An 18,840-nucleotide genomic window follows, 5' to 3' on the forward strand; every position below is an offset into this window, starting at 1 on the left:
TCACCCAGATTGTGTCGCCTCGCATGATTTCTTCACGGTTGAGTCTGAACCAAAAGGCGAACCGGGCTGATCAGGGTGATTCTTGGCAATCGGTAAGGTTTGTCAATTCACTTTGAGTCGCTGAAAACGGGGGATGGGTTGAACCGCAATGCAGGTCACCGTCGATGCGCATCAAGGATAGGTGAACTCACGGAGATTTTTCCAAGAGTTGCTCGTAGAAAATGGTCGCTGCCTGCCGTGGCTGATTGAGCCTAAGCGGCAGGCCTTGTTCTTTCAGCTCGCGGCCGGACATCTCTTGGGAATCTTTCATGTCGGGGTTGCTCACGAGGTATTGCCTATCCGGTTCCAGTCCGCGAAGTTTGAAGGTCATTGAGACGACATTGCTTTTGGGGCGCCGGAAAGCCTGTATTACTCCTTTTTTATTTTCCGGTTTATGGAACTGCCAAGCCATCCAGACTTCGTTGCTGTTGCTGTATGTGGTAAGCGGATAGAAGTCGCCATCGTAGTATTGGGAAACCTGGCGCCACTCGCCTAGCATGCTTCGGTGAAAATCAAAGTTAATGTCGGTGCGGCGCAGGTCCCAAACCGACACAATGGCGGGTGCCATTTGACTGCGAAATGTGTAGGTGTCGACCGCATTGGTTCCGGTGCCGAAGTAAGGAATCCAATGCGCCATGCCGTACGTCAGTGACTGCATAGCCGTGGGCTCGTAAGCGTAGTCGCTTCGCCAGAGAGGCACCGATCTGCGTAACGATTCGAGCTCGTTTCGGCTTCCGCCGCCAGAGCAGAGGTCGGTGCGCATTTTGGGATTTCGACGGCGCAGTTCATCCCAATATCTCAGATAGCCCTCGACGTGGCGAATCTCACTGATGCCCTGACGCTCCTCCGTATCCTTCGCTCGCCAGTAAGCTAGCGGTGCAATCCCATCGTGCCGGTAAAGGTCAACTCCCTGCTGCTTGATCTGGTGATCGATTGTATCCGTAAGCCACTTGACGGCCTCTGGATTACCAAGGTCGAAAAGCCTGAAACTCTGGCCTGCGTACGGTGGTGGCTGGGGACCGTCCATACGAACCCAGCAAGATAGCGTGAAGTTATCCGAAGCGACGTTCTTAATTTTGACGCCGTAGTTGTTGTCGAATCGAAGTGCGCGGTCGGTGTTTTTTCCGCTTGCGCCCGAGACGTAAACGGGGCCGCCTTTTCCGATTCGCTCGGCGACCGTTCCGCTGCCGGAATCTTCCAGCGTACCGTCGAGTGCGAAGTGACTCACAGGAGCGACAGTCTCCGTTCTTCGAAATAAGGCTGCAATCTCTTCACGGCCCAATGCGACGTCATAGACTCTTGCATCATCGATGTCCCCTGAGATCCCACGCGTTTGATACTGGCGTCCCACTCCCCAGGAGTCGTTCGCATTGAGTTTGCGCGTATTGGTCGAGGTGGCATGCCCATCGAGCTTTCCGTCAATGTAAATCCGAAGATCACTTAAGTTGCGTTGTTTGTCGACGGCACGTGTCGCTGTCACGAGGTGCCAATTGCCATCTGCCAAGGACGTTCGCCCAACAACCGTGTCGTTGTCTGGACCGATGCCAAAGGCGGCGACGTTTTCGATCATCGTCAATCCAGAATCGTCGACATGGCCATTGATTTCTCCTTGGAAAAGCGCATGTCCGGTCCACCAGAAAATGCCGCCACGTCGAAGTAGCCACTCTGGATGGTCGCGAAAGATCGCCGTACCTGGGGTCACCACTTCCGGTGTGAACCAGAGGATCATCTTGCTGTCGTTCTGATGGAGGTAATTGGAGATGGGGCGAAGCCCGCGTGGGAAGCGAACCGGGTCGGGACGCCAGGTGCCAACGTCAAGCCAATAATCCGAAAACTCGTACCACCCGGCATCGATCCACCAGTAGTCCGGCATGATGCCTTCTTCCTGATAGCGCTTGAGAAACTCCAATTGATTCTGCTCTGTGCCGGTCGAGACCTCGATATACTGGGCGGATGCCCCGGCCGCGTGTTGTGGCGGATGAGGGATGCCGTCGACCTTCGGAAGGTTGTGAGCAATCATCCAACGGCGCCATAGATTCTGCGCGCGAATCCAATCATCGCCATTCCAAAACAGCAACGCGATCATGGGACTTCGCACTTCTTCTCCGGGTAACAAGCGAAAGTGTACCTCTTCCTGCCCGGCGCTAATGTGCAGGCTGCGTGCCTTGTCGCGCTGAAGCGTTGCGGCCCACTGGCCAGGCCACCCTACCGCCATGACGACACCACCGCCTGGAAATTCGATGTTCCAAAATGGCAGGTCGTGGCTGGCGGGTAGGCCAGCCTTCGAACTCAATCGTTTTTCGGAATTGGGGTTCAGGCGCGTTTCGCGAGGCGCGTAATCGGTGCCCTCGATGGAAACTAACGAGTGGGTTGCGCCACTTGCGTGATGTAAAATGAACTCGCCTTCGTTGCGGCGCTCAAATGTCGTGTCGATCGGAAAGATGTCCTCGATCAGCGGCGTCGGTTGGTTACTCGTGTTTTTTAGGAAGAGTTTCCATTCAACGACTGGAAAGTCGTGGTATTCGACACCCACGCAACGTACTTGAAGACCCGTTTTAGGGTCGGTGTAGGTCAAGGTGTGTTCCTGGCGGTTGGCATCGAGTTGCTTCTGGACGCGTTGTAGGTCCCAGTGCTTTAAGAATTTACTAGAGTGCCGGCCGCCGTATACAAATGAAAACGGGGCCTCGGGGCTGTAGGCTGAACGTAGCGGACCGATCGGCAACTCACCGAGCTTGACCGTCTCGCCGTTGACCATGGTGACTCGGGCATTCGCCCAGTCCGCTTGATTGAAGTTTACACGTTGGACGATGCCTTCGGGGCGTCCCTCCAGTTGCAATGTGAATTGAGATGCGCCGTTGATGTCGGCTTTGATCGGTACACCCGGCATTCCCTCGGACATTACCTGTGAGTGAAAGGCTTCACGGTCACCGATTTGGACCGATCCCAGAACGCGTCCGCGACCGGCGTTTGAATAGAAACTGGTGACACGATTGCTGTCGACGCCGAATACGGCTTCAAAACTTTCGGCGGCCGCTGGCAAATGCACTTCAATTTTTCCGGCGCTTGCGCAGTGAAGACCTCCGCTGTATGTTGTGTTCGCGATCTTTAATGGAAGGGCACCCGTCTCGACGTAATATACACGCGTCGTAACGGAATTCTTCCTCATCGGTGCGCCGAGAGATCGATCGATTAGGTAGGCTTGTGGTCGTTGTTTTTCTGGGATCCCCTTGAACTTTGCCCCGATCCAGCATCGAGCTTCTTGCTGTTCTACGGGGTGAGCGGCAGCGAGGGGCGGGGGATCCGTCGGAAAGGAAAGAAACAGAAGAACGAAAATCGGCGTGTTACGCATTTCGTGTACCTCCTTCGCAATTTCAATTGCCATTTCTTACGGATCGACAGGGCTATTGTAAAGCCGATGATGACGAATATCGAGTCACCCTCGTTCTGATCCTCGCACGGCCACTCGTGAACTTGAAGGTGTCCTATGAGGATTTTGGTCAGAAAAGCAGTCATCCGGAAGCAGCGTTTAGGCCGAAGTGCTCGTCCTTCTGCCGCGATGCTGCTACCACCGTTCAGCGGTTGATGGACTTTGCCCTCCAGACGACTTCGAGTGGAAAGATTCGCCAGCGATTACCGGTAGGATGAATCCGAAAGTTCACCATCTCGGCATCGATGAAAGCTCCAAATGCGATGAAACCGATTCGCCGAAAAATTCCGTCGTGGGTGCTCAGTGGGTTATGCGGCGCGCGACCAGTCTCTGCCGAACCAACATGAGGGTGGGGTTGCCACTTCTTGTGCGACGCATTCGGGTAGTTTCAATCCGCTGCGGTTGTAATAAAGATTCAGCGTCAACGCAAAAGCACGTTCGGCAATCGTCTGCAAATAAGGTCGATGTTGGCTTGGTTTTGGGTATGCCAGACCAGGCATGACATTCGCTTCCCATACAATCAATTCACCGTCTTTTCCGTAACTGTAGTCAAAGGCGACAAAATCGAGTCCCAGCGCTTTGCGGGCTGCCTGGAGTCGTTCATGGTTTGGATCGGGTGCTCGGATGAAGGCGAGTTCTTCCTGTTCGATTCGAGTGTCGCGAATCGCATTTCGTCCCCGCACTTCCCACTCTTTGGAGCAATGTAAGTTCATCGCCATGCCCAAATCTCCAGCGGCAAAGTATCGGTAGCGACGGGAAAAACCATCCTGTGAGTCCCGCACGTCAATGAACTCAACGGCGATTGGGTGCTCAAACTGATGGAGTGGAACTTCAAGGAGTTCACGCAAATCTTTCACCAGGTAAATTGGCAGGCGCCCTGCATGTGCCCGGTCTTCGCGAATCAGTAGGGGGAATTCTAGTTCCGCCTTGTGTAAGCATCGCTCGGGGTGACGGATGTCGTTGATCGGCGTTGCCCGGGGCGTTCGGATTCCGACGCTTCGCACGAATTCTGCGCCCGTCGATTTGGCCGTTCGCAATAGGTGGTCAACCGGGTTGATGACGGCGATTCCTCGTTGCCGACAAGCTTCCTCAATTCGCTTTAAGCGACCGTAAACGATTGGTGATTCGTGCAGCAGTGGATCGGGTAGCCAGGGTACGAGGAGTCGGATTCGGGACCAATCGCGAGGCGAGTAGGGGAGCGAATGTAATGCGAATCGTGAACGCACCGCGGGCTTTTCCGTTTCCAGCCAGCGCACGAATCCGTCGTAGTATTTCGTTAAATGAGCCCGGTGCCGTAGGATTAGGAAGTGCGCATCACCGGCAAGCAAGTGGCGGTTTTGCGACCAGTCTTGACAAGGCGTCGTGATGTAACGTGAGCAGTATCGTAATGACTGTTTCGATTTACGAAGGCTTTCGCGTAAGCTAATCATCTCACGTTTCTTTCTCTCTCCAAGCTGTTTGTAGAGATCGTGGTGACGTTGTTTTAGGCGGCAGGCTTGTTTGAGATTCTGGCCTGACATGTATCAGTAAGTCGGAGGGAAATCTCGTTTTCCAGGCTGGCCACATCACGAGTGCTCTCGCCGACCATGACGATCATCATCTTGCCGTGTTTTAGCAGCCCCACGTTGTAGGGTATGAATCCGACCCTGCGTTGGCCGTCGAAGAGAAGGTCGTCGCATGACCGCTGTAAGGCGGTGAATGACGATAAAGACGTGGGCATCGTCAATGATCGGAAGGTGTGCCAGCGAGAAATCTTATGATGATTTAATTGAGCGTTTAACCGATTGAAAAGATGAGCAGGGTAGGTGGCTCCATTGAAACGTGGATTCAGCTCGGCAAAAAAGAAGTTGCGTTCATTCGTCCCGGGCATGATGTATTCGCAGAAATCAAAACCTAGATAGCCCGTAGCGCCCTGATCTCGTAGCCACTCGCAACTACTCTTAGCTGTGGCAATCATAGGATGAATGAATTTCGCTTGGCTAGGATAGCTATTGCCACGGTGATGGATCCTCTCATCTAAAATTTGATCGCTGATCGATACGCAAAAGATTTGACGGTCTCGCGGGTCGATGAACATGCCAATGTTGGGCGATACGACAACATCATAATAGGGTTCGACCAGGTAGAAATCCGTGTGTCGCTGTCTGTCGATTGTACTTAGGCATTTGCGTAGTTCACCACGATCGCCGACAACGAATACCGAGGAGCCTGATGCGCCGAGGGCGCCACGAATGATTACGCCTCCTGTCACGCCGAAGTATTTGTGGGCAGCTCGCGCTAAAGGTAACATTCGAGTGTCTTCCGTCGCATCGCTGCGATTTACCATGACCGATTCACCCGGTGGTAATTCCAATCCGCAATCCTCTGCGTGTTGTCGGAATTGATGCTTGTCATACAGATTGATGTGACTTGGAAGCCGATTAATGAATCGCACGCGGCGACCGAAATTAGTGCTCAGGCTAGATATTAAGGGTGCGTCGAAATGACTAGCGGCAAAATGGTTCAGCCAGACTTCATCGCTTTCGGTTAGTTGGCTGGGGAATCGTCTGGCGGATGATAGCCAGCTCTCCAATCGCGCCGTCATGGGCACGCTAGCGGTTGTTGGTGTTGAATTTGGTAACGGCAAAACATTGCTCGGATCGGGGCCAATGCTTAGCTTGTTCAGGAATCGTAGGTAGTCTTGCGGTGCTTGGTGGTTCAGGAAGACTACGTCCTCGTGCCCTGCCAGGAGCAATGCTCGTTCGCTGTACTTATCAACACCTGGCACGTGGCTCGTCAACTGATCAAAACCAGGCATGGAAGCTATGCAATGCAGAAACAGCTGACATGGGAACTCAATCGGGAGCCCCTGTTGAGGAGCCACTGGGTCAGCGCTTCGATTCGGCGTGACCGATTGCATGATTTTGTCTCTCCGAGTGCGGACGCAGAGCGATAGACGCAGAGGATCCAACAAGCGTCTGTTGGGGTCAACCCCGATTCGAGGGATCTAACGGTGCGGGTTGTCGCCTTTCAGCAGCTGTCTGGAACGGGAGCAAATTGCTTTTTGTCGAGCCTTGTCGCCGCAAGCAGTCCGCGGTCAGTAAGGATAGGGTTCCAGAGCAAGGGCGATGCGGTTTGTGAAATGGGGATCCGTTCTGGATGAACATCAAAAAAGATCGCTTCGCCGTACACTCCCGCGTTGGCTGAATGCATGGCCGTTTTGGATGCGGTGGAACGCGATTCGAGACAAAGCAGCGACCCATTTCGCGGCAGTTTTTTTGAAGCCGGTTTGACTAGCCTGTTCTCGGATTGGTTCGGCTGTCGGAGCGGTCTATTTCAGCGCGGTCGAAATTGCTCTTTCCGTGGTTTTGTCGGTGCCAGCCTTCCTCGGGGCTGATTGTGAGGACCTGCAGCATCTGCAGTGGTTTCGTGCCTACTGTTTCGAAGCGGTAGGGGAAACCTTGCGGTGTCATGATGCCTTGGTGGGGACCAAATTCGCCAATCACACGGTCGTGTGTCGTTAAAAAACGTACGCGACCACTTAGTACAAACCAGAATCCATCGACGGTGTCATGGTGGTGGAGCTGCTCGGAGATGCCCTTGGGGATGGTATGGACTGATCCGCGCATTCTCGGATTGCGGCAAAGTTTCGCGATGTGCTTCTTTGATTGGATCGTTTCAGGAGCCGTGTACTCAAATGTTTGCGCAGCTTCCTTTTCCGCCTCCAGCTTCATGAAGTAGTGGTCAATCCGTTTCAGGAGTGGGCGGATCTTTCGGTAGGCAAGGCGTGCCAAATTGTGGAATGACATTACTTCTCTTTTTGTCGTACCTGTGTAGTCGTGAATCGATTGGGACGAATTTTGGTTTAAGTGACTGAGGTTGCTGAGCAGGTCAACGTGCGTTTTTATTTCTGACAAAAGGATGCTTGTCCCGTTCTTGCTCTGCTGGAGGGCAGCGATAAAGCCGATTGATCCATCTCGTTGCATGTGTACCGAGCAGGCATACCAGCCCCAGCCGGGTGATCCATTCGAACGGTTTCAAGGTCAGGTAGGCCAAACTGGCAGTGCTTTGGCACCGGATTCTGCGAGCTAGAAATGGTCCAAGCCGATTGTAAACGCAACGCAGGCAGCGATGGATGGGCGGGCAGCTTGCTTGGAGTGAAAGTTCACCCGCCTTGAGGGTTGCTAATTGATGGTTGACGAATGTGGTTTTTCCGTTTGCACGATGCACAGGTCGTGACTTCACCAATTGAGGTGGCCCAAGTGCTGCGGCACTCGCGACATAGCAGTCCCCAGGGTCCTGGACTGGCAGCTTGGAGTACTCTGCCAGCGAAAGAATGACGGACATGCGGCAAGCGGCAATAAAGCCGCTCAACCAGGTGGTCCAGCCCATCAGTTCAATCATCCGAAATCGACTGGTTGTCGAGTAAAGCATTGAGATGCGAAGTGACATCGCCAGGTAGCCCAGCATGCACCAGGAGGTCGAAAACAGGAGGGAGAAGAGCAGGATGCCAAAAGGGATTTCGAGCGGCCCAGTGATAAGTTCTCGCTGAAATATTTCCCAGAACTGTGCTGGGGTGGGGGCGTTTGTAGCAGCTTGGTAGGCGCCTTTTAGCCATGCCAGTATCGCTAGGGGGATCAACAGCGCTGTCACGTAGACCCAGTTGATGCGCAGGTGCTTTAGAATCCAAAGTAGGGCCTTGAGGAATACCCAGCACGCAGCGATTCCAACTGCCGATCCGATTCCATAGAGAAAGATACCGAAGATCCCGTTGCCCTCGCCAAGCGTGAGGCCAAAGATGAGCGCATACCAACAGGATACCGGAACTCCGCTGTAAACCCCGAAGCGGACAATTCGGATGGAGGCAAATTTACTCTCGTGGAAAATGACGAGCGCGAGGCAGATCATAGGGATCGCGAGAAAGGGGAGTACCGGCCAACCGCAAGAAAAGCTCAGCACAAAGCCTAATTTGTCGGACAATGCGCCGCTTTGCCAGCGCGGTGGGGCCCAGTGCCAGTTTGGGTCAATTGTGATCAGATGGCAGATCAGAGGCAGCGCGACGCCAACGTAAAATGTGGCCAGCCGGACTGGCCACCGCAACGGGCTCGTCAGCGACCTGCGAATTCGTTTCCAGCGTGAATCAGAAGCCAGTTCAGGGGTGTCGGTGGCGTCGCAGGGGGAAGCTTTCGCAAGCTGGGAGCTTTCAGGCGATCCGGGGGGGGCTGGTGAAAACTTGGGATCTATCATTCTGTTTGAATATGGTGCCGGAAGCGATCGTCCATCGGTGCCCGTGACAGTCACTTTTGATTGTAATTCGTGCAAAAGCGTCATCCGGTCGATTTACTGAAAAGGCCGTTGTCAGGATTCAATTGGGGCTCTCTCTAACTAACGAGTTCTTGAATCCTCCATGAGTTTAGCCGGTCAGTGCCAAATGACGGGCATGCTGACTGGTTTTCATGGATAACTAGCTGCCGCGTGAAAATTGAGGTCTTGCGAATTCTCTTTCAGGCCCATTCAGCCAAATTCGCGCTGTTAAGAGTTCTTTACGTGAGGATTGGCTGGAGTCAAGGTTCTTTTGCCTGTTTCGTGCGACAAGGTTGTTGTCAGTCTCGGAAGTGCGGCTTTGGGGTGGCGAATCGCCGATTGGCTCTTGCCTGGTGTTGGCATCCGATTTGTGGCAGGTTGGCCGGTGTCTTGGTAAGGTGTGCGAACGTGCTTTCCGGGAAGGGTGCCTTCGGGATCGAGGGTTTTCCCAGGACGTCCGTGATCACCTCACGTGGCATACTCGCTACTCGAGTTGGTTGGCTGGTGAGTGTGATGGATGGACATCGGTGATAGGCAAGAGTGGCAACTCGTATATAACGCGAATCCTAAACCTTCTTGGGTAACGTTTGTCAAAACAATGTGATCAGGCCTCCCTTCCGGATTGGGTCTGATTTCCGAATTCGGTAAGCAAATTGGGGTCAATATGATTTTTCGGAATCGACAGCGGTTTGGTCAGAGACGACAGCGTCAAAACAGCCTTCAGTTGGAAACTCTGGAAAATCGAGTTGTGCTAGATAGCACGGTGGTCTTCAACGAGGTCATGTATAACCCGGTCGGTGAAACAGATGGTCAAACCGAGTGGATTGAATTATTCAATCAACTCAAGGTGGACATGGATATATCTGAGTGGGTTTTGACAGGAGGGGTCGATTACACCTTTCCTGATGGCACGATCGTGCCGGGCCGTGGTCATCTTGTCGTGGCTGCAAACCCGACTGCGTTGCAAGAAGCCGGCGATTTTCAAGGGGCATTTGGACCTTGGAAGGGTCAGCTAAGCAACTCGGGCGAATCGTTGCAGCTTTTCAATAACGACAATCGTTTGATGAATCGAGTTGATTACGAACACTCCAATGGCTGGCCCAACGCAGCGGATGGTACGGGTTCGTCCTTGTCAAAAGCGGATCAATTCGCCGGCAGTCACTTGGTTGAAAGTTGGACTTTCAGTCAGCAAGTCGGTGGCACGCCGGGTTTTGATAACTTTATTGCTCCAGGGGCCTATCGTGCGACAAACGTGATCGGCGAAGGCGTTCCGGTGACGGTTCATGTTCCGGCGAGTGACGCGCTGGGATTAAGCTGGACGCAAGCGAATTTTGATGATGGTAGTTGGACGACGGGTAACCTGGGGGTCGGGCACGATAGCAGTCGCAAACCGAGTTACACAACGTTTTTGGGGCTCGATCTTAATGATCCACCGAAGGGACAGGCAGCTCTTCCGTTTGAGGACGTCACGGGTTCGGTTTATATCCGCCTTCCTTTTCAGTCGGCTGATGCGCAGTTTGATCGTATTCGGCTACAGATGAGGTATGACGACGGTTTCGTTGCGTATCTCAATGGTGTTGAAGTCGCTAGCGCGAATGCTCCGGGCCGTGACGGAGATGCGGGCGAGTTGGCGTGGGATTCCGTGGCAACCGCGTCACATCGAGATCGCGACGCACAGGTCTATGAGACGTTTGACATTACGGCCCAAGCCGATATTTTGAAGGAGGGCGACAACCTATTGGCGATTCATGGAATGAATCAATTGATAACAGGAAATGATAGCCTGTTTGACCTGTTGCTTTCCGGTGATACTTTGTTGATTCCACCTGTCGTCATTCCACTCGAATTCAACGAGTTTGCCGCAGCTGACGCCGAAGAATTCTTTGTGGAAATCTCTGCGGATGGCGATCAAGCCATCGATCTGAAAGGATTGGTGTTAGCCAGCACTGCAGGGAAACGACCGGATTATGTGTTCGGCGATTCGCAGTTGTCGGCGGGTGACCTGTTGGTTGTCACCAGCCAACAGCTGGGCTACACGCCGGATGAGGGTGAACGAATTGTCCTTTATAGCGGCGATCGGACAAACGTAATCGACGCTCGGAGAGTGACGGGGAGATTGCGGGGGCGTTCTGAGAGGCATGAAGGGGAGTGGTTGTATCCTTCCGTAGCGACTCCAGCTGGCGCGAATGCATTTGTTTTCCAAGAGGATGTTGTGATCAATGAGATTATGTACCATCCGCATCCTCAATTAAACGTTCCCGATATGCCGCCGCAATACGATCGCGAAAACATCGTAAGTATGAATGATGAGTGGCGTTACAATGCGTCCGGAATTCGACTCGGTTCCGATTGGGCTCAGCAAGCCTACACGGCTGGCGAAGAGGGTTGGTTGCAAGGTGCGGGACTGTTGGGCGCCGAGACAGCGACGTTAGCATTTCCGATTAATACCGAATTTCCCCGGCCAAGTACCAATGATCCATCATTCGCCACTTATTACTTTCAGGCCGAGTTTGAGTTGACGGCAGATGAGGCTGCCAGCACCGAATTGGTCGAAATGAATCATATGGTGGACGATGGCGCTATCATCTATTTGAATGGCCAAGAAATTAGTCGGTTTAATCTGCCGGCGGAAGTCACGGCCGATACATTTGCTCCTTCCTCGATACGTAATGCTGAACTTGTTGGCCCGACTGCGGTATCCGCCAACTTGCTGAAGGTTGGCAAAAACACGCTTTCCGCAGAAGTCCACGTCCGAAATGCAAATGATAGCGATATCGTCTTCGGTGCCAGTTTGATGCGGGCGACCAAAACTGCTGACCTTATCCCCGGTAGTTCGTTTCGGGAGATCATCGAAGGCGAATGGCTCGAGTTGTACAACAAAGGAGCCACGGCAATCGACTTATCCGGATGGGAAATTGACGGCGGAATCAAATACCAGTTCCCCAGCGGAACGCGAATGCAAGCGGGGGAATACTTGGTCGTCGCCAAGGATGCCGACTACCTCTCTGAGAAGTACAACGACATCCGCATCATTGGAAATTATTCGGGGCGATTAAGTGACCACGATGATCGGATCTTGTTGCTCGACACCAATAAAAATCCGGCGGATGATGTTCACTATTACGAGGGGGGGACGTGGCCGGCCTATCCCGATGGCGGTGGGGTCAGCTTGGAATTAACGAACCCAAACGCGGATAACAGCAAGGGGACGGTCTGGGCTAGCAGCGATGACTCGAGTGAGTCTGAATGGACATCTCACACTTATCGAGATACCGCTCGACTCGATATCTACGGTCGACCATTGTTTGACGAGTTTCTGTTTGGCTTGCTTGGTGCGGGCGAATTTTTGATCGATGACGTCGAGGTTCTCAAGGATCCAGCGGGGCAAGCGATTCCGCTGATGCAAAATGGTACGTTTGATGAAGACGCAATCGGAAGTGCACCCGACAAGTGGCGCCTCATCGGCAATCATAGCGGCGTTGTGGTCACCGATCCGACCGACGCCCAAAATCAGGTTCTGCACGTGACGGCCACCGGTGCGATGGCGTATGTTCATGATCATGCAGAAACCACGTTTGCCAATCGCGAAGATATTGACGACGGCGTCGACTACGAAATATCATTCCGGGCGAAGTGGGTGGCCGGCAGCAGCCAGCTGAATAACCGACTTTGGTTTAACCGACTTTCAAATACCATTCGGCTTGACTTGCCCGAACGCTCTGGTTCGCCGGGGGTTCAAAATACGAGCTTTGAAGCGAACGTCGGTCCAGTCTATGCCGACTTGCAGCATCATCCGGTTACGCCGGCGGAAAACCAAGAAGTCACGGTACAAGTCAGTGCTGCGGATGTCGATGATGTCGCGTCAGTCAAGCTGTTTTGGCGCAAAGACGGCGAAAATTGGAACACCGTCGAGATGGAAGTCGGCGCGGAACAACGCTCACTCAATCCGATGTACTCGGCCGTCATTCCTGGACATTCAAGCGGAGATATCATTCAGTTTTATGTCGAAGCTCGCGACGGCCAGGACGCAGCTTCCATGTATCCGGCCAGCGGGCCAGAATCGCGAGCTTTGTTCCAAGTCGACGATGGTCGAGGACCCATGACAGAGATCGATCGTTTTCGAATGATCATGATGGAACTCGATAACAAAGACATGTTTCGCAGTTACAACTTGATGAGTAATGCGGTCCGCGGAATCACCCTCGTTCACAATGACACGGTATTTTACGACGTCGGCGCACGCATGATCGGAAGCCGATTTATTCGACCTAACAGCGGGTATAAGATTCGACTGAGTCCAGAACAGCCATTCTATGGGGTGCACGATTCGATTCGTTTCGATATTGACGGTTTGCGAGAAATTGTGCTCAAGCAAATGTTGAATCGCACGGGCGGATCGAAGGCAAGTCAATACGACGATATTGGCTATTTGCTGAGTGCGAATCGTGCTCACAGTCACGAGTTCTTATTGCAATTAGCTCGTTATGAAAATTTGTATCTCAATGAACAATTCGAAGATGGTAGTGACGGAACAAAGTTTGAGATGGATGATGTGACGGTTCCGAACGGTGGTGGCTTTGAGCGTTTAAAGACGGGAACCGATGTGAATACCGGTCAGGATATCGGTGGTACCGGGACGAGTTTGCAAGATCAGCGTGATAACCCGGAGTTCTACCGAGGCCACTTGTTGATTAAGAGTAATCGCGCCAAGGATGACTATCAGGCGATGGTTCGATTAGCTCAAGCGATTCACACGAACGGAATGGAATTATTCGAGCGAACCAATGAAGTGATGGATGTGGATCTATGGATGCGGCATTATGCTCATCAATCGTACTTCGGCGCCTGGGATACCTACGGATTTGGCCGACCGAAAAATCTTCGAATGTACGTCCGGCCTGCGGATAATAAGGTGATTCCGCTGATGTGGGATTGTGATCGTTGTCCCATGGATCGTGAGATCAAACAGGGCGTTGGGGTTTCCCGGTTAGACGAGATTCGTGACATTCCTCATAATTTGCGCGTTTATTGGGGGCACATTTATGACTTCATGAACACGTCGTTCACAGAAGAATATACCGCCAAGTGGGCGGCTCACTACGGTGCACTCGCTGCCGGAAGATCGCATGGCGCGGATGGGGACTTCACGGAAGTGGTGGGCAAGGCACGCAATCGTATTCGAGAAGCAACGAGGGATCTCGAACGCGATATTCCGAAAGTTGATTTCAAGATCACCACCAATAACGGCAGGGATCTCCAGGTGGATAGTCCGTCGATCCTGTTGGAGGGAAAAGGCTGGGTCGATATTCGCTCCATGCGTTTGGTCGGAACTGACCAACCTCTCAAAAATGTGTTTTGGCCGGAAAGTGATTCGTGGCAGGTCGAAATTCCCTTGGCGACCGGTGCCAATCCGATCGCGATCGAAGCGATTGATTTTCGAGGGAATCTCATCTCGGTTGAGAGTATTAACGTGGAAAGCTCCGTGGGGGATCCGATCGGCAACTCGTTGCGGGTGACGGAAGTTCACTACAACCCTTCCAGTCCAACAGCGCGTGAGCTGAGTGAAGGCTACGAGGATTCAGATGATTTTGAGTTCATTGAATTAGCAAATGTTGGTGCAGAAGCAATCTCGTTGTCCGAGGTCAGTTTGTCGAAGGTGACTCGGGATGCCGAGGAACAGGGTGTGAGTTTTCGTTTTGCTGACGGATCCGTTGCCGAACTCTTGCCTGGCGAAACAGTTCTCGTGGTCGAAGACCTCGACGCCTTCCAGTTTCGATTTGGTAATACACTGCCGATCGCCGGCCAGTGGTCGGGAGGGCTGGGTAACGGCGGTGAGATGATTACCGTCGAAAACTCTGGCGTGCTGGTGCAACAGTTTGCTTATGACGACGCTTGGCATCCGACCACGGATGGCCAGGGGCGTTCGTTGCAGATCGTTAACTCCCGCAATGCGGATCTCGGAAGTTGGAGCAATGGTTGGAGTTGGCATCCCAGCAATCAAATGAATGGTTCGCCGGGCGTTGTGGACCCGACGCCAGGGGATTCGAATGGGGATGGCATTTTTAATTCCATCGATCTGATGAGTGCGTTGCAGGCAGGAGAATATGAAGACGGGATTGTCGGGAACTCCACAATGGCGGAAGGTGATTGGGATGGCGATGGAGATTTTACGACGTCTGACTTTGTCTGGGCGTTTCGTTTCGGCTCCTATACGGCCGAAAGGGCAGCCGCCTCGCGATCCATTGAGCAGGAGACACTGGTGGGACTAACGTCCGACTATCTGCAGGGTGATTTGCAGACGACTTCGGATGAACCGAAGTCCAGGTCGCGGCAGCCAGTGATCGATTCCCCATCCGCACTGCAGCAACAGCGAGTGCATCTAGATCACTGGAAAATTGATTCGGTCTTTGATCGTGGAGTGACTGAAGTACAGGCTGATTCTGTCGACCGGGTACTCGGTAAAATTCTCGATGAGGATGACTTGGTTTAGCCCACGTTCGAGTCGCTGAAACTGCGGAAAGGTCGGAGCGGGCCAGCGAAACCATGTGGGGTGCGGTTGACCGCTTTTGAGTTGTCTAGCGAGGACACGCTTGCCGAAGACAGAGCGACCAATCCTGCTTGTTTTTTTCGGCACCGATCACTTGAGTTGTCGTCAAAGAATGACGGCTAGTACTTGGTCAATCGGGGTCTCGGCAAAATGGGCTGGCGTCTATGGGGTACTGACCGTTAAGCGAAGCGGTTTTTTGCTGTTCTGGCTCGGGTCGCTGACTGTTTATTTGGCTCACCCGCCCCTCATGAGAAGTCAGCCGCAATTCGACGATTGAGTCAGTGGATGATAGAGTAGGGTTCGGATGCTCGATTCTCAATGCTTGGGGATAGGATACGCTTGGTATGAATGGCCTCATTTCACTGCTTCGTTGCCTGGTCGTGCTGTTGTGCCTTGGGGGGCACTCTCTCTGTGCTCAAGATTCGCCATCTTCCACCCTGGCGGGTTCATCTCCAAAATCTGAAACGGTGGGGTTTGCCGATCAGATTCAGCCTCTTTTTGCTGCCAAGTGTTATTCCTGCCACGGCGATGAGAAAAGCGAGTCGGGTCTAAAGCTTAATTCTCGGGATGCTGCTTTGCGGGGGGGGGATAACGGAAAGCTGCTGATTGTGGGGAGTGGTGCGAAATCGAGTTTGGTCCAAGTTTTGACAGGAAGCCACGAATCCGTCGAGCAGATGCCCGCTGATGAAGAACCGCTTTCCGCGGAACAGGTAGCGTTAGTTGAAAAGTGGATTGATCAAGGTGCCAAATGGCCGGACGCGATGGCGTACAAGCCGAGCATCCATTGGGCATTCGTTCCTCCGCAGCGTCCCGCGCCGCCAACGGTTACGGAAGGGGAGAAAGTCCGTAACCCGATCGACCAATTCGTATTGGAAAAGCTTGACGAGATGGGCGTAGCCGCTGCGATTCCGGCGAGTAAGGAGGCATTGTTGCGACGTTTGTCACTCGACCTAATTGGTTTGCCTCCGTCGCTGTCAGAGCTTGATGCCTTTCTCAAGGATGACTCGGATAAGGCGAGTTGTCGTCAAGTAGAGCGGTTGTTAGCCTCGAAGCACTTCGGTGAACGCTGGGGGAAACTCTGGCTTGACGCAGCCAGGTATGCCGATTCCGACGGTTTCGAGAAGGATAAGCCTCGATTTGTTTGGGCTTATCGAGACTGGGTCGTGAATGCGTTGAATCAAGACATGCCCTACGATCAATTCGTCATCCGGCAGATTGCGGGTGATCTGATTTTAGAGCGATCTGAGGGTGATCTGGTTGCGACCGGCTTTTTGCGAAATTCGATGCTCAATGAAGAGGGCGGAGTTGATCCAGAACAATTCCGAACTGAGGGATTATTTGATCGGATGGATTGTATCGGGAAGAGCATTTTGGGGCTGACGATCCAATGTGCCCAGTGTCATGACCATAAATTTGATCCTGTTACCCAGAAACAGTATTACCAGCTTTTCTCGTTTCTTAATAACGACCACGAAGCTTCAGGCATCTATTACCCGGTTGATCAGCGAGTGCTGTTGGAGAAAGTGAATCGGGAAATTGAATCGCTGGAAACGCAGCTTAAGCATGCCAATCCTGACTGGCGAGAACAAATGGGCCGTTGGGAAGAGTCTGTCAAAGATGATCAACCCGAATGGACGGTGGTGAAGATCACGAATAAGCCGGGTGACAATGGCGTGCGTTATTATTTTTATGATGATGGATCGCTGCGAGCGGCAAGTTACGCACCTACGCAATGGACGGCCGAGTTCACTGGATCAACGCAGGTTTCTGAGGTGACGGCATTTAAGCTAGAGCAGCTTACCGATCCAAATCTTCCTTGCAGTGGGCCGGGGCGTTCGATCTACGGAATGTCAGCGCTGAGCGAATTTCAAATCAAAGCAAGCGACCCCAATGATTCGACCAAGATCGTGAAAGCTGAATTCTCCAAGGCAACCGCTGATTTTTCTAACGAAGATCGGTTACTTGAGCCAGAATTTCAGTCGGAACGGCGACAAAGCAAGGACGGCGATACGCGGCATTATGGTCCGGTGGAGTTCGCGATTGACGGAGACGCTGATACGGCTTGGGGAATCGATGCGGGGCCAGGTCGGCGCAATGTGCCACGTGAAGCAGTCTTTGTTCTCCAAGAACCGTTTCGTTTTGCCGACGGTATGAAGCTGGAGATCGGACTTCAACAGGCCCATGGGGGTGACAATTCTGACGACAATCAAAATTTCAATTTGGGTAGGTTTCGACTCAGCGTGACGGCAGAACCAAATGCTGGGGCCGATCCTATTCCCGACCATGTACGTAACATTTTTGAAATTCCGGTCGCGGATCGTTCGACTCAACAAGTGAATGAGCTCTTTCGCTATTGGCGGACTACCGTGCCAGGTTTCCAGAAAGTGAACGAACAGATTGAGTCGCTTTGGCGACAGTTTCCTCAGGGGACACCGACGCTGACGCTGGCGGCCCGCACTGGGGAGTCGCCTCACGATCGAATCCGCCCGACCCGCGTGTTCAAGCGGGGGGATTGGCTGCAGCCGACCGACGAGGTGGATTTTGGTGTTCCAGAAATTCTGCATTCGTTGCCTGAAGACGCGGACGGCTCACGGATGACTTTTGCTCGCTGGTTGGTTGATAAGGACTCTCCGACCACAGCCCGTGTGATCGTTAATCGAATCTGGCAAGCCTATTTTGGGATCGGACTGGTTGATTCGCCCGAGGATTTTGGTGTACGGGCTAATCCGCCGAGCCATCCGGACCTATTGGATTGGTTGGCCTGTGAGTTAATGGATTCCGGCTGGCGACTTAAGCACATTCATCGTTTAATTTGCAATTCGGCAACTTATCAGCAGGCGTCGCGGGCAAGCTTGGCGGCGTATCAAGAGGATCCACAAAATCGATGGTTGGCTCGTGGTCCTCGCTTTCGTGTTGATGCCGAAATCGTGCGAGACATCGCCCTTCATGTCAGCGGACTGCTCAACCCGCAAATGGGTGGACGAAGTATTTATCCACCGGCTCCGGAGTTTTTGTTTAATCCGCCCGTCAGTTATGGCCCCAAAGTATGGGATGTTGAAGGCGGTGATCAGAAGTATCGACGAAGTGTCTATATCTTCAAATTCCGTTCGGTTCCCTTCCCAATGTTGCAAACGTTTGACGCGCCGAACGGCGATTTTTCTTGCGTACAGCGTGAGCGTTCTAACACGCCCTTGCAGTCGCTGATTAGGCTCAATGAAGAACAATTTATGGATTGTGCTCGTGCACTCGCAAAACACACGCTTCAGGCTGGAGGTGATTCCAGCGAAGATCGACTCCGATATGCGTTTCGGCGGGTCCTTTCTCGCCAGCCGTCCAGAAGTGAGTTGGAAAGGTTGCAGGGGCTATTGGCGAACCAAGTCGATTACATTTCCGAGGGCTGGGTGAATCCGATTGAGTTAGCCACCGGAGGTACGAAGGTTCCCAAGGATCTGGCCGCCGATACCACGGTAACGGAATTGGCCGCCTACACCGTTGTTTCAAGAGTTCTGTTGAATCTGGACGAAACGATCACGAAAGAATAAAT

General features: G+C 52.9%; 7 protein-coding genes. 2 read left to right on the forward strand and 5 right to left on the reverse strand.

From position 1 onward, the window contains the following. Positions 1-187: 187 nt before the first annotated feature. The 5 genes from P8N76_06345 to P8N76_06365 form a co-directional block, all read right to left on the reverse strand. A complete protein-coding gene (locus P8N76_06345) occupies positions 188-3,388 on the reverse strand; it encodes an alpha-galactosidase (protein ID MDG2381276.1) in 3,201 nt (1,066 codons plus the stop codon). A gap of 386 nt (positions 3,389-3,774) precedes the next feature. Then, complete coding sequence (locus P8N76_06350; GenBank protein MDG2381277.1) at positions 3,775-4,896, reverse strand: hypothetical protein; 1,122 nt, start codon at positions 4,894-4,896, stop codon at positions 3,775-3,777. A 53-nt stretch (positions 4,897-4,949) separates the two neighbouring features. Further along, on the reverse strand, positions 4,950-6,263 hold the full coding sequence (locus tag P8N76_06355; protein MDG2381278.1) for a hypothetical protein: 1,314 nt from the start codon (positions 6,261-6,263) through the stop codon (positions 4,950-4,952). A gap of 475 nt (positions 6,264-6,738) precedes the next feature. Then, on the reverse strand, positions 6,739-7,254 hold the full coding sequence (locus P8N76_06360; GenBank protein ID MDG2381279.1) for a cupin domain-containing protein: 516 nt from the start codon (positions 7,252-7,254) through the stop codon (positions 6,739-6,741). A gap of 82 nt (positions 7,255-7,336) precedes the next feature. Beyond that, the gene (locus tag P8N76_06365) at positions 7,337-8,353 is read right to left on the reverse strand and encodes a hypothetical protein (GenBank protein MDG2381280.1); all 1,017 of its coding nucleotides are present in this window, start codon (positions 8,351-8,353) and stop codon (positions 7,337-7,339) included. Positions 8,354-9,413: 1,060 nt separating this feature from the next. Here P8N76_06365 and P8N76_06370 point away from each other — a divergent pair. Both P8N76_06370 and P8N76_06375 read left to right on the forward strand, forming a co-directional pair. Then, entirely contained in the window at positions 9,414-15,239 is a 5,826-nt protein-coding gene (locus tag P8N76_06370; protein ID MDG2381281.1) for a lamin tail domain-containing protein, read from the forward strand. A gap of 401 nt (positions 15,240-15,640) precedes the next feature. After that, positions 15,641-18,838 (forward strand): PSD1 and planctomycete cytochrome C domain-containing protein, encoded by a 3,198-nt coding sequence (locus P8N76_06375; GenBank protein MDG2381282.1) that lies wholly within the window; start codon positions 15,641-15,643, stop codon positions 18,836-18,838. Positions 18,839-18,840: the final 2 nt, after the last annotated feature.

The organism is Pirellulaceae bacterium (genome assembly GCA_029243025.1).
In the GTDB taxonomy this organism is placed as follows: domain Bacteria; phylum Planctomycetota; class Planctomycetia; order Pirellulales; family Pirellulaceae.

Excerpts from the sequence above, each read along its gene's own strand:
- P8N76_06370 (MDG2381281.1), top strand. The coding sequence starts at position 9,414 with ATGATTTTTCGGAATCGACAGCGGTTTGGTCAGAGACGACAGCGTCAA.
- P8N76_06360 (MDG2381279.1), bottom strand. The coding sequence starts at position 7,254 with ATGTCATTCCACAATTTGGCACGCCTTGCCTACCGAAAGATCCGCCCA.
- P8N76_06365 (MDG2381280.1), bottom strand. The coding sequence starts at position 8,353 with ATGATCTGCCTCGCGCTCGTCATTTTCCACGAGAGTAAATTTGCCTCC.
- P8N76_06375 (MDG2381282.1), top strand. The coding sequence starts at position 15,641 with ATGAATGGCCTCATTTCACTGCTTCGTTGCCTGGTCGTGCTGTTGTGC.
- P8N76_06355 (MDG2381278.1), bottom strand. The coding sequence starts at position 6,263 with ATGCCTGGTTTTGATCAGTTGACGAGCCACGTGCCAGGTGTTGATAAG.
- P8N76_06345 (MDG2381276.1), bottom strand. The coding sequence starts at position 3,388 with ATGCGTAACACGCCGATTTTCGTTCTTCTGTTTCTTTCCTTTCCGACG.
- P8N76_06350 (MDG2381277.1), bottom strand. The coding sequence starts at position 4,896 with ATGATTAGCTTACGCGAAAGCCTTCGTAAATCGAAACAGTCATTACGA.